Genomic DNA, 13,334 nt, shown 5'->3' on the forward strand with positions numbered 1-13,334 from the left:
TACAGAAGCATTCAATTCAGTCACCATTAAAGACATGATTGGCTGGTTCACTCATTGCTGTTACTACGTTGCTCCTGATACCTCAGAGTGTATTCCTCTCATGTGAGAACCGCTATATGCAACAGGTATTGTAGGTACTCTTGCAAGAAGCTTTTCCCCTCTTCTTTGCTCAACATTTAGTCCACCGTCGAAATACGTAAGTCTTATTGCCGAGGCTTAGAAGAATCTACGTATATTCCTGATGTTGCGCCAGAGATTTTGCGTTAACGTAAGGAGTGAATTAAGGATTTCCTCTACTTACAGAGGGATTTTTCATGAATTTGGGTGCAAGTGACTCTTGCTGCAATGTTAGCGAGAGAAAGCTTACAGGATAATTACCAGTTACTGTTAAGACGATTGTTTCGTCACAGGCTATAGGGAATACTAAGTATGACGCAACGCAAGCGAGCGCTAATTACGGGCATTACGGGACAAGACGGTTCTTACTTGAGCGAATTTTTGCTTGAGCAAGGCTATGAGGTTCACGGGATCATTCGCCGGACTTCTACATTTAATACAGACCGAATCGATTATATGTATGAAGACCCTCACAAAGAGGGGGTGCGGTTGTTTCTGCACTATGGCGATTTAACCGATGGCACAACTCTACGCCGGATTTTAGAACAAGTCCAGCCGGTAGAAATTTATAATTTAGGTGCCCAATCCCACGTCCGCGTTAGTTTTGACTCGCCGGAATACACGGTTGATGCGGTCGGGATGGGGACGCTACGCCTTTTGGAAGCAATTCGAGATTACCAGCAGCGTACCGGCATTGAAGTACGGTTTTATCAGGCGGGTTCTTCTGAGATGTTTGGTAAGGTACAAGAAGTGCCTCAGAAGGAAACCACACCGTTTTATCCTCGCAGTCCTTATGCTTGTGCGAAGCTTTACGCTCACTGGCAAACGGTGAATTACCGAGAATCCTACGGGCTGTTTGCGTGTAACGGGATACTTTTTAACCATGAAAGTCCGCGGCGAGGAGAGACGTTTGTAACGCGCAAGATTACCAGAGCGATCGCTCGCATTGTTGCCGGGAAGCAGAAAAAAATCTACCTGGGCAATCTCGATTCCAAGCGGGATTGGGGCTATGCAAAAGACTATGTAAGAGCAATGTGGCTGATGCTACAGCAACAGGAAGCGGATGATTACGTTGTCGCCACGGGAGAAACTTACTCCATTCGTCAATTCCTAGATATTGCCTTTGAACACGTCAATCTAGATTGGAAAGACTACGTAGAGTTTGACGAACGCTATTTGCGCCCAGCGGAAGTGGATTTACTGATTGGCGATCCCACGAAGGCGCACGAAAAGCTGGGTTGGAAACCATCGGTTACTTTTGAAGAATTAGTTCGCTTGATGGTGGAAGCGGATATGCAAGCTTTGGGCTTGAATTGTCCGAATGGTAATGGTTCGCACTCACCTCTGGATCTTGCTACGATTCGCCAGAATGTAGGTAGTATGCACGATTAAGTCGTTTTGAGTTGTAGGGGCAAGAGCGATCCCCGCACCCTACTGAGTGATGAGTGATGAGTTTTTCATTAACTCATCACTCATCAATTTTTGGAGATATCCTGAATCCAGTGGAGGATGGCAAGAGATATGGCTACTTTAGATTTAAGCGATAAACGGATTCTCGTCACTGGCGGAGCTGGTTTTTTGGGGCGTCAGGTCGTAGATCGGTTGTGTAAAGCCGGAGCCGATCAAAACAAGATTACGATACCGCGATCGCGCGAGTACGATCTCCGCTCCTTAGAACACTGTCAACGCGCCGTTGAGCAGCAGGATGTCGTGATTCACCTCGCCGCTCACGTCGGTGGCATCGGTCTGAATCTGGTAAAACCCGCTGAATTATTCTACGACAACCTGATGATGGGCACTCAACTGATTCATGCTGCCTATCAAGCAGGAGTTCAAAAATTTGTTTGTGTAGGGACTATCTGCGCTTATCCCAAGTTCACGCCAGTACCATTCAAAGAAGATGACCTCTGGAATGGCTATCCGGAAGAAACTAATGCCCCCTATGGCGTTGCGAAGAAAGCTTTACTGGTACAACTCCAATCGTACCGGCAGCAGTACGGCTTTAACGGTATTTACCTGTTGCCAGTGAACTTGTATGGGCCGGAAGATAACTTCGATCCCAAGAGTTCCCACGTGATCCCCGCCTTAATTCGCAAAGTCCACGAAGCTCAAGCTAGAGGCGATAAGCAGCTACCTGTATGGGGCGACGGGAGTCCCACTCGCGAGTTTCTCTACTCTACAGATGCTGCTTTGGGTATCGTCATGGGTACCCAGGACTACAATGGCGCAGAACCCGTCAATTTGGGAACGGGTTATGAAATTTCTATTAAGGATTTGGTAGAACTGATTTGCGAACTGATGGGCTATCAGGGCGAAATTATCTGGGAAACCGATAAGCCGAACGGTCAACCGCGCCGCTGTTTAGATACAGAACGGGCGAAGCAAGAGTTTGGCTTCACTGCCCAAGTAGACTTCAAGCAAGGGCTGAAGAACACAATCGATTGGTATCGGCAACACGCTGAGTAAGCGTGAAAAACTCGCCAGTGTAAAGAACCCGTTTTGCCGAACAAAACGGGTTTCTGCGTTGCCAGGAGCGAAAGTAGCGGTCGCGATCGCAAAATAAGTCCGCAGGATATCGAGTCACGGAATGGACGATAGCCCCCCTCGCCACAAACCTTAAGTTATAAGACTTGTGAACAAAGTCGATCATCAACTGGATAAACAGCAATTGAGGCGATCGCTTCTCAAAACACGGCAATTGATGTCTATGGAGGAATGGAGAGAAAAGAGCGATCGCATCTGTACCCACCTGGAATCTTCCCACCTATTTACCCAATCCAAAACTGTTTTAGCTTATTTCAGTTTTCGCCAAGAACCTGACCTTAGCCCTCTCATTAGCGCTCGTCGCCAATGGGGATTTCCTCGGTGTGTTGGCGATCGTCTTATTTGGCATCTCTGGAAACCTGGAGACTCCCTACAAAAAGGTGCCTATGGTATTCTTGAACCGCACCCAGATAGCCCTGTTTTACACTCAACAGAGGTAGATTTAATTCTTGTGCCATCTGTAGCTTGTGATGTGCGGGGATATCGTTTAGGTTATGGGGGTGGTTATTACGATCGCTTGCTCAATTCATCTGAATGGGCAACCAAATTAACTATCGGCATTGTCTTTGACTTTGCTTTTTCCCTAGAGTTGCCAATTGATAGCTGGGATAAATCTTTGCAGGGCATCTGTACAGAAACGGGGTTGAGGATGATGCGATGAAATCTCAATTTCTCAATTTTTATTTTTTAATTTCCGCGCAGAGGACAATGTCATCTGCGCTCCAACCACCTACTTAAAACAAGCATTTGGTTAGACCAATACACTTACTATAATATGACTTAATTAGATTAAAAGCAAGATTTTTTCTAAAAACAAACATCATAAATTATTAATAATAATAGAAATAATTATTTATTTTTTATTGACTGATTCCAATTAAAGAAAACAGCTATTGTCGCCCAATGATAAATTCCAAAACTCAAAAAACAAACGTGATATATCGCCTTTTTACAACTCAAAACTCAAAAGTTAAAACTTTTTGGATGTATGGGTTCCTGGGAGCGATCGCGCTAGTGATGCTTTTTCCTCTACTTTGGCTCATCAGTACTTCCTTAAAATCTCCCACTGAAAATATCTTTCAGTTCCCACCCCAGATAGTGCCACAAGAGCCGACATTCCAGAACTTCATCACCGTTTGGCAAACCAATCCCTTTGGTCAGTATTTGTTCAACAGTACCCTGGTGGCAGTGCTGACAGTGGGCTTAAATCTGCTATTCTGCTCGCTTGCCGCTTACCCCTTGGCACGGCTGGATTTTCGGGGACGAGACATGGTTTTTGCGGCTGTTGTCTCCACGATTATGATTCCGTTCCAAATTGTGATGATTCCCCTGTACATCTTGACCGTACAGCTAGGTTTGAGAAATACCTATTTGGGTGTTATTTTGCCAAGCATCGCCTCTGCCTTCGGGATTTTCCTACTGCGGCAAGCATTTCAGGGCGTTCCCAAAGAACTGGAAGAAGCTGCTCGGATGGATGGCTGCTCGGAGCTAGGCTTGTGGTGGCACGTTATGCTTCCGGCAATTCGCCCAGCACTGGTGACGCTGGCAATCTTTGTGTTTATCGGTTCTTGGAGTGACTTCCTGTGGCCCTTAATTGTCCTTGACCGACCCGAATATTACACCCTCCCCCTAGGCGTCGCCACCCTTGCCGGGGCATTGTCCCTGGATTGGCGACTGGTTGCAGCGGGTTCTGTCATTTCAATTACGCCAGTGTTGCTTGTCTTCCTCTTTTTGCAGCGATATATTGTGCCGACAGATGCAGGTAGCGGCGTCAAAGGTTAATGGCGCTTCAGATTAAGGCGATCGCGCAAAGATTTATCAAAGCACCCTATCCAACCAGAAATTTCCCTTAGAAACAGAGCGGTGCCACTGTTAGCTTTATTTTCAGTTCCAAGAGTCCTGAATTCGACCCGAAAGCGATCGCGCACGAGAGATTTAAGTGGATTCACCTCGATTTAAGTCATGCAATCAGGTGATGGAAACTCACCCAATCGGGTGAACTTTGTGGGAACAACCTGGCTGTTTGCGAAATTTCAATGACTCAGATGGATGTTTCAGAAGTACCTAATTTAAATTCTTGCAGCGATTTCCTTCAGGAGCAGTCACTCTCTATGATTCACCACATTTCTCTCCCCGCTGAAAATCCCCTTCACGTCGCCAATGTCTTTGCAGAGATATGGAATGGGAAGGTTGCCCCATTCCCACCAAATCCAGGCAGTTATATCGTTATTGCTGGCGATGAGTACGGGACGATGATTGAGATTTATCCGGTTGGTACCGAAATGATACCTGGTGAAGGTTACGAGCAGGCAGCATTCATTCAAAACGTTTTGTACTCACCGTTTACAGCTACCCATGCTGCCATATCTGTACCGACGAGCCAAGAACAGATTGAGAAAATTGCCACCCGTGAAGGCTGGCGCGTGCTGCGCTGTAGCCGGGACTCGTTTTTTGATGTAATCGAGTTGTGGATTGAGAACAAGCTATTGATTGAACTGCTACCCCCAGAGATTGCCCCTCAATACGTAGCATTTATGCAGCCACAAAACTTAGAGAAGTTGTTCTTTGCCACTGCTACAGCAGCGTGAAGCCTGGATTAGACAGGCTGGGCGTTTCCTACTCTGCCTAATTAGACAAAGTTGATTCGCTCGTTAATCTTTCAAATTCCGATCGGAAGAACAACTGAAGACGTAGAGGTATAGAAATTAGTTTTCTTCCGGATATAGCTACGTTGTCTATGTAAAACAAAGATTAGTTAGATGCACCCTGATGTTTACCCCTGGAGACAAGCCAGGGGTTTTTCTTTTTAAGGGGTTATTTTGACCGATTGATATTTTCCGGAGTGGGGATGCAATTCCTTGAGGCTAGCTAGAACAGATTTCTGATAACGTTTGGGGGAGTTTGATTGAGCGTGCGTCAATGGTTTTTGTCTAACTGGCGTCGTGTTTTTCTGCTCCTGTTGTTGGGAAGTGCCGCGATCGCTCCAGCGACGATTTACTATGTGAGTGCAGTTACCAGAAGCGATCGCTATACCGATCCTGCCCAAGTTCCGGCTGAGCGTGTCGCCATTGTTCTTGGTGCAGGCGTATTGCCCGACGGTAGCCCCACACCGATGCTAGCCGATCGGGTGGAAGCGGCTGTGCAACTTTATCAGATGGGTCGCGTTAAAAAACTCTTAATGACGGGCGATAATAGCCGCACCGACTACGATGAAGTGAGCGTGATGCAGCGCTACGCAAGCGATCGCGGTGTACCGGCTGCTGATATTGCTCTGGATTATGCTGGTTTCAGCACTTATGAAAGTTGCTATCGCGCACGAGAGATTTTTGGGGTGACACAGGCGGTTGTCATCACGCAGCAGTTCCACTTGTCACGCGCCGTGTATACTTGCCGTCAATTAGGTGTGAATGCGAGCGGCTTGGGTACACCCGATTGGGGACGGTATGGAGATGGGGTGATGAAATCTTATACAACGCGGGAAGCACTCGCGACGGTGAAAGCCGTTTTAGAGGTTAATCTTATCCGTCCTCAACCAACTTTTTTGGGGCAATTTGAGGGAATAAAGTAGGGACAGGCAAATATCTGTAAAGATAGTAGACTTCTTGCACGGAGTTTTTTATAAAACCGCAGAGGCAAGAAGTCTATTTGTTTTACGATTTGATTGCTGCAATGCGATCGCTTTGCAAGCTGGAGAATAAGCTTTCCCAGTCGGGATTTTGGCTATCTTCTGCCTCTTTTACCTCAAAGGTAAGATTACACGCTTTCGGTTCTTCTAGCGATCGCACGCACAATTCGGCAATATCTTCCCGGCTGACTTTGCCCCGAATATTGTCACCTTGCTCGAAAATTAACGCCTTGCCTCCCGGTTCTTCAGTCAACGCACAAGGTCTAATAATTGTGTAAGGAATTCCACTTTCACGGATACTTTCTTCACCGCGCAATTTCCAAGTAAGAATTCCTCCTAGTTGGTCGTTCATTCTCACTGCTGGCGGTTCTTCCTCTAAATTGATTCCAGGACGGCCGGGACGAGTTACACCTGCCGAACTGACCATGATAAATTGAGGCATCGCGCCGCCATAAGCTTTGATAGATTCCACCTGCAAAGCAAAGCCTCCCGGTGAAAATTTTGGATTTAGTTCTCCATCGTATTCAAACTTGCTCAGCATCAACTGGAACGAGCAAATTTTGCTAGGGTTAATTGCTTCGCCATCTTGCAAAGTTTTGGCGCGAAACACAGGAGTTAAGTCAGCGAAGGGAACGCGAACATCGATCCAGGTATTTGCTACGGTATCAAAAGAATAAGAATAAGCAACGCCATCCCATCTGGATTCGGTGCGGATAAAAAATTTGTAGCGTTTTCCATCGCCTCTGACACGCAATTCCACACCCTCGTATCCTGCCAAATCAATTGGAGTGTCGAAGTTGCGGGTGCGGACGGAAGCAAAACCACCAGAGTTGTCGGTTGACACGTTGCCAGCAAACAGGGCTGTGCCTTCCACCAGTTGTATCCCACTCTGGCTTACGCCACCCATAACGACATCATCCACCGCACCCCAAGTATTTTTGATGTCATCTGAAAGGTTGCTAAAATCAAATACTACTTTTTCAGCTCCCCCCTTCGTCTGAGGGCTAAAGTAGTTGGCAGCAACTTGCACTAAGTTCTGGATGCCTTGATAGTCCACGATTTCCGGGCTGTCAACGACTTCGGGCATATAAAACTTGATACCCTGATAATACTTCGCCCGATCTGGTGTATCGCCCTCGACTGGTTGCACCCGAACCCCAGTGCAACAAATTACAGCACTAACGTTCGACATCATTTCCGGAGTCAATGTTTCTGGGATGGTGATGTCTCCCTCAAAGAGTTCTACGTTGTCGCCAAGCATTTCCCGCGCTTTCTGAGTATTTCTGACGAGGGCACGCACTGGATAACCCCGTTCAACCAGTCGCCGCACGACTCGTTTACCGACACCACCCGTCGCCCCAGCAACCAGTATCACTCCCACGCGCTTTCCTCCAGTAGGTTTGTCTTGATTATCCTTGGTGCGACCTTGCAGTAACCGCTGAAGGCAGTTGAAGAAAGGAATCACCTCGAAATAGGTCAGCGTTTGCAAAAATCTGCCGAAATCCCATTTAGATCGGTTATTTTGATTCGTCATTTTCTTGTAAGATTCCACGTTCTTAGCTGACTTTTCCCCTTATCTTTGTTTAATAGCCAACTGACTTGAAAACAACTCTCTAATGGAGCAAGATCGTTCATCTGTCAATGCTGAGACTAACTTACTCATCCTCGATCTTGATGGCACCGTGCGATCGCCACTTTCAGATCACAAGTTTATCCAGCGTCCCGGCGATCAGCAGATTATTAAAGGCGCTGAGGGAGCGATCGCTTACTTCGCCGCGTCTGGCTGGAAAATTGTCGGCGTAACCAATCAAGGGGGTGTCGCCAGTGGTAAAAAATCTCTGCAAAGTTGCATTAAAGAGCAGCAATACACTTTGGGATTATTACCAGAGATAGAAGAAATTTATTTCTGTCCTGACTTTGAAGGAAAAAAGTGTTTTTGCGTAACCCCCAGCGATATGGTTAACTACAGCCAGCACTCTGAATCTGGAAAGTTTCGCAAACCGAATCCAGGAATGTTGAATTTGGCAATACAAAAGCACTTGCCAGAGAAGGTTTTAATGGTAGGCGACCGCTCGGATGACAGAAATGCTGCAAAAGCCGCAGGTATCAAATTTCAGCAAGCAGAAAGCTGGAGACAAACTTATGGCGATACTGACGTTTGAACAAATGGGGATGAGGATGCGATCGCCGACTCACTCTTTCCAATCCCGATCCGTTGGGTGAGGTAACAATTACTGTGCCAGCATCAGCGATTGATGCTTACGCAACTGTAATTGCCATAGATTTTGCTCCAGCAAATGCAGATTCATCGGTTACTATTTCCTTTAGTCCAAAATTGGCTGTCTTTTAACGCAAAGAGCGCAAAGGTAAGCGCAAAAGTACGCAAAATTAAAGATGTAAGCTTAAGGTTTGTTAGCGCCTATGCTTCAGTTTCAACCGCCTGGTTTTGAGCAAAAAGTCATAGAAACCTCCCTCGGTTCGATGGTTTACTATACCGCAGTAGAGGACTCGTGGTTAGGGCAACGACAAGCTGAATTGCCACCGTTAATCTTCCTGCATGGCTTTGGTGGCGGAGCTTCTGCCTACGAGTGGTCGAAGGTGTACCCGGCTTTTGCAACGACTCACCGCATATTCGCACCAGATTTAATTGGTTGGGGAGAGTCAGCTCATCCAGTCCGAGATTATCAAATTGCAGACTATTTGAAGACGCTGACGGAGTTTATTGAGAAAATTGTGATTTCTGGAGGAGAGCAAAGCTTTACCCCGGTAAAAGTTGTGGCATCTTTGCTGACGGCGGGTTTCACAATCCGTCTGGCAACTGAACGTCCGGAGTTATTCCAAACGCTATTTTTAGTCTGTCCATCTGGTTTTGCCGATTTTGGGCAAGATGCTGGGCGCAGATTACCGCTTCAAGTAATTGGGACGCCGCTGTTAGATAAGCTAATTTATACGCTTGGGGCGACAAACGAAGTGGCGGTGCAGAGTTTTCTAGAACGCTTCCTATTTACTAAGCAAGAACGATTGTCTAAAGAGATAGTAGAGGCTTATTTGGCGTCAGCGCAGCAGCCAAATGGGGAATACGCAGCGCTGGCATTTTTGCGGGGCGATCTTTATTTTGACCTCGCCCTGTATATCCAGCAATTGACGGTGCCGACTTTTATCTTGTGGGGTGAGGAGGCACAATTTATCAGTGTGAATCTAGGGAAACGTTTGGCTGCACTCAATCCAAAAGCAATTCGCCGGTTTCAGCCAATTGTAGGAACGGGAGTGCTACCTCATTTAGAGCAACCAGAAGTCGTAATTGGACTGCTTCAAGGTTATTTCTCAGCAGCGAATTGCTAATTGTGTTTTTCTCAGCCTGCGAAGTAGAGCGCAGCTACGCGAATCCTCTTCTATTAAACGGATGCTTTACATCCTTTGTCTGAGCTAACCGTAAATTTGGGATAAGCAATGCGTTGGTGATTATATTGTTGCCAGACTTGGACGAAAACTTCCGCAATGCGGGATAGTTCTTCTCGCGTTAACCCAGACTCAGCTAACTGGCTGTCTTGCCAACGGGCGCGGAGAATTTTGTTAATCATGGAGAGGGCTTGTTCTGGAGTCGCATCTTTAAGCGATCGCAATGCTGCCTCACAGGAATCTGCCAACATCATTATCCCCGTTTCTCGCGACTGAGGAATCGGCCCATCATAGCGGAAATCTTCCTCCCGCACAATTTTCGTCGGGTCTTTCTCGGCTATCTGCTGCGCTTGGTGATAAAAATAGGCAATCAACATTGTTCCCTGGTGTTCCGGGATAAACCCCTGAATTGCCTTGGGCAAACGGCATCGCCGCGCCATTACCATGCCCTCAGTCACGTGTTTTTTGATAATCTCAGCACTCTTCCAGGGGTCATTAATTTCATCATGCTTGTTGGGACCGCCCATCTGATTTTCAATAAATCCTAATGGATCGTGCATTTTCCCAATATCGTGGTATAAAGTACCAGCCCGAACAAGTTCTACATTGCAGCCCAGTTCCCGCGCTGCGGCTTCTGCCAGGGTGGAAACGAACAGCGTATGTTGAAAAGTTCCCGGAGCTTGAGCGGCTAAACGTTTCAATAAGGGACGGTTGGGGTTCGCGAGTTCCGCCAGACGAATCGGTGTCACCAAGTCAAAGACGTGTTCTAGATAGGGACTCAGACCCAGCGCCACAATACTCCACGCTAAACCGGAAAAACCGCATAAGGCAGCTTCTTGGAGTACGGTGTACCAAATTGAACCTGTTGCGGCACCGAGAATCAAATTCACAATCAGGTAGACAGTGCCTTGAGTTAATCCGACGCCAAAGCCAAGGAAAGCGAGTTCTTCGCGCGATCGCATTTTCCCTGCCAGTAAGCTCATCATAATTCCACCCGCCGCACCCGCCAGCAAATAATCCCAAGTAATTGGCAGGCTAACCGATAACACTCCACCCAGCAGTCCTACAACGGTGACACCCAACGCAGAACCGTAAAAACTGCCCACTAATAAACCCACCGCTGGCAAATTCGTATAGCGAACGCCCAAACTCACTAACACTGGCGTACTCAAAGTCAGCAGCAATATCAGCAAGTGATCTCGTTGCCGGATTTGGGGATTAAATCGCCGTTCCACCCGCCAGAACGTACACACGCCACCCGTGACCAGAATTCCAAAACCAATCAATCCAGACCAGCTAAGGCTCCGGCGGCTTAATTGAAAATACTCTAACAGCACAAAATCTGCCTGGGAGATGGTTTCACCGGCGCGGACAATCACCTCATCCTGCCGAACTGCGATCGTTTGCAGTGCCACCGCTTTTGCTGCCTGTTCTGCCAGTTGTTTCGTTTGTTCTGGATCTTCTATTAAGTTAGGGCGCAGTCCCCAGAGCAACATTTGGGTTGCCACCGGCTCAGCTTCCGGGGGAACGAGCAAATTCATTTGCACTCTCAACGCTTGCTGTAAGATACTGTCAGGCAAGCCTGGGGGAATCCCTTGGGTGAGCATCCGTTCGGCAACCTGGGGGATGCCGGTTTTTGTTTGCTGCCAAGCTTCATTTGACAAGTCAAGCAGGGAGGCATCGTAGCGCCTTTCTGGATTGCCATCTGAGAAGGCGGCGACAGCTTTGGCGTATTGCGCGCGGGCTTGGTTAATCGTGCTTATTAGGGCTAAAAAATCTTGAGGACTTGCGGCCTGATGGTAAGCTTGGAGTTCGGCGACAGCAGGTGTTGCGGAAATATTCGATTGACCGTTGGCATCTGGCAATAACCCTGACTGGGGTTGATTCACTTTCATGTCAGTGTCCACCGCTGCCAATATAGAGCGCCACTCCCACTCCGCGCACTTGCGGAGGTCAATCTGAGTGGCAGCAGACAGTATGGCAGTCGGAACCATTGGAAAAGAACCGGCTAGTTGTCGGAGGTCGTCGGCGGTACGAAGCGATCGCTCCAAATCATCGTAAACTTGTTCGGTTACGTCTTGCTGGATCGTCAAGACGGGCACGGCACCTGTGCGGGCTGCCTTCCGTTTTTCTTCTGTGGTGAAAGTATCTACGACATTAGCGTCAAAGGTTGCCCGAATCGTCTGCGGTGCTATCTTGCCGACGGCGAGCTTTGGCGCATTGTAGTAGCGCTGCCCCATTGTTCCGGTGAGGGACACCACTGCCAGCAGCCAAACAATCCGAGGACGGTTTCTGCGGTTTTGGAGAGTAGCGCCAAGACCTAATCCTAGACCTTGCCCTGGTATAGCGGCAGGCGAATCAAAAAGTCGGGATGGTAAAAGACTGCGAAGGGGCTGGTACGTCCGCCGCCATTGATCAAGCTGGTGCGTCAATGACTGAAGCGTCTTCATGTTTATAGTATGGCTGTCGTTTTAGGCGACAGGAGTGATGGTAGCGAAAAGTAGATTGGCATTCATAAAAGGCACCTTACAGCAATCTTTACCCTTAATGGCACCCCTTTGTTGGCTTCATCCTACCTTACAAAACACTGCCTAAATTGCCTATCCCCCTTGGGGGATTTATCCGATTAAATTTAATTTTCTTTGACCAGCTTAGCTTGCATGGAGTAGCGATCGCTGGTATTAAAAAAAATTAACGCCGTTGAATTACATGGGGCGCTGCTACAGCGCTGATTTGCTGGACTGGCTTTGCTGTTGAGGCATCATAAACACCAGACCAAACAGCAAGGAGATTGTCTGCTAGTTGAAACAACTGAGCATCTGAGGTGATTCCCCACTTAGGTTGATTCCAAGCTAGCCGCCATCTCGCAGGAATGCCCACTGTACCGTTATATGCTCCTGACAAAGCACCCGCGATCGCGCAGGTAATCGGGGGTTGGTAGCCGCTACGGGCAGCACGGGCGACACTCAGGCGAAAATCTTCTAGAGTACTGAGGAAGCAGTAAAAACCCAGAGCGATGGGGGTACTCTGAGGCTGGGCATTCCGACATAGTTGAGCGATCGCTATTTCTAAGCTCGCATTTTCTGCTAATAAAATTTGGACTTGCTCTAATTGTTGCACCAGAGGCGTCTGGGAATCAGCTAGGAAGGCAAGGGTTTTGGGAATCAAAGTGGCCCGATTGAGTTTTTCTCGAAGGCATTGAGCGATCGCGTATCCCACTGCTAACGCCCCATCTCTTAACTCCGGCTCATCTTGCCAGATGCTGACAACTTGTTCTAAATTTTGCCGCAGTTTGGCTTTATATTCATGGGAGAACAGCACAATCGGCAGTGTGGCAATAATCGCTCCTGGCGTAGGCGCGTTAGCACTGTTCGCCTCTATCTCCACAAATTTTTCCGTGAGGTGACGCCAATCTGCGAAATCGAATTTACCCCGCTCAATTAAGCTTTCTGCACCCCAAACCGCCATTTTGCCCCAGCTAGTAGGCTGCTGAGACTGTTTTTTGCTCAAAGGGGTGAAATCCCCGAATGCAGCGCCCAACAAGGTGCCGCGAAACCGACTTAACAGAGAGTAGCGCATGATTTCTATCGTAGAGGCGATCGCGACTTAGACAGCGTTCTCTCAACATCTGCCGTGCTATAGTCTACCG

At 47.8% G+C, this 13,334-nt stretch carries 11 protein-coding genes; 8 read left to right on the top strand and 3 right to left on the bottom strand.

The annotated features are described in order from the left end of the window. Window positions 1-429: 429 nt before the first annotated feature. The 6 genes from gmd (at window position 430) to NC994_RS15190 (ending at window position 6,229) form a co-directional block, all read left to right on the top strand. Entirely contained in the window at window positions 430-1,509 is a 1,080-nt protein-coding gene (gene gmd, locus NC994_RS15165) for a GDP-mannose 4,6-dehydratase (RefSeq protein ID WP_190439112.1), read from the top strand. Window positions 1,510-1,638: 129 nt separating this feature from the next. Beyond that, window positions 1,639-2,583: a GDP-L-fucose synthase gene (locus NC994_RS15170; RefSeq protein ID WP_190410679.1), complete on the top strand. Its 945-nt coding sequence runs from the start codon at window positions 1,639-1,641 to the stop codon at window positions 2,581-2,583. Between the two features lie 166 nt (window positions 2,584-2,749). After that, a complete protein-coding gene (locus NC994_RS15175; RefSeq protein ID WP_347276534.1) occupies window positions 2,750-3,322 on the top strand; it encodes a 5-formyltetrahydrofolate cyclo-ligase in 573 nt (190 codons plus the stop codon). Window positions 3,323-3,645: 323 nt separating this feature from the next. Beyond that, window positions 3,646-4,443 carry a carbohydrate ABC transporter permease gene (locus NC994_RS15180; protein WP_242030340.1) on the top strand — a complete coding sequence of 266 codons (798 nt, stop codon included), beginning with the start codon at window positions 3,646-3,648 and terminating at the stop codon, window positions 4,441-4,443. Window positions 4,444-4,772: 329 nt separating this feature from the next. Next, window positions 4,773-5,249 carry a hypothetical protein gene (locus NC994_RS15185; RefSeq protein WP_190439115.1) on the top strand — a complete coding sequence of 159 codons (477 nt, stop codon included), beginning with the start codon at window positions 4,773-4,775 and terminating at the stop codon, window positions 5,247-5,249. A 362-nt stretch (window positions 5,250-5,611) separates the two neighbouring features. Next, a complete protein-coding gene (locus NC994_RS15190) occupies window positions 5,612-6,229 on the top strand; it encodes an ElyC/SanA/YdcF family protein (RefSeq protein WP_242029194.1) in 618 nt (205 codons plus the stop codon). Window positions 6,230-6,311: 82 nt separating this feature from the next. Here NC994_RS15190 and NC994_RS15195 read toward each other — a convergent pair whose 3' ends face one another. Further along, window positions 6,312-7,820 carry a CIA30 family protein gene (locus NC994_RS15195; RefSeq protein WP_190439118.1) on the bottom strand — a complete coding sequence of 503 codons (1,509 nt, stop codon included), beginning with the start codon at window positions 7,818-7,820 and terminating at the stop codon, window positions 6,312-6,314. Between the two features lie 82 nt (window positions 7,821-7,902). On the opposite strand from NC994_RS15195, the gene NC994_RS15200 reads away from it, so the two are divergent. Both NC994_RS15200 and NC994_RS15205 read left to right on the top strand, forming a co-directional pair. Continuing rightward, window positions 7,903-8,448 carry an HAD-IIIA family hydrolase gene (locus NC994_RS15200; protein WP_190439121.1) on the top strand — a complete coding sequence of 182 codons (546 nt, stop codon included), beginning with the start codon at window positions 7,903-7,905 and terminating at the stop codon, window positions 8,446-8,448. A gap of 259 nt (window positions 8,449-8,707) precedes the next feature. Continuing rightward, window positions 8,708-9,628, top strand: a complete 921-nt coding sequence (locus tag NC994_RS15205; RefSeq protein WP_190439126.1) for an alpha/beta hydrolase — start codon at window positions 8,708-8,710, stop codon at window positions 9,626-9,628. A gap of 53 nt (window positions 9,629-9,681) precedes the next feature. On the opposite strand, the gene NC994_RS15210 is transcribed toward NC994_RS15205, so the two are convergent. Further along, window positions 9,682-12,135, bottom strand: coding sequence for an HD family phosphohydrolase (locus tag NC994_RS15210; protein ID WP_190439127.1), 2,454 nt, complete (start codon window positions 12,133-12,135; stop codon window positions 9,682-9,684). Between the two features lie 241 nt (window positions 12,136-12,376). Further along, window positions 12,377-13,264, bottom strand: a complete 888-nt coding sequence (locus NC994_RS15215; protein WP_190439129.1) for an ADP-ribosylglycohydrolase family protein — start codon at window positions 13,262-13,264, stop codon at window positions 12,377-12,379. Window positions 13,265-13,334 lie beyond the last annotated feature (70 nt).

It is taken from the genome of Trichocoleus sp. AS-A1 (assembly GCF_039962015.1).
Classification (GTDB): Bacteria; Cyanobacteriota; Cyanobacteriia; order Cyanobacteriales; family FACHB-T130; genus FACHB-T130.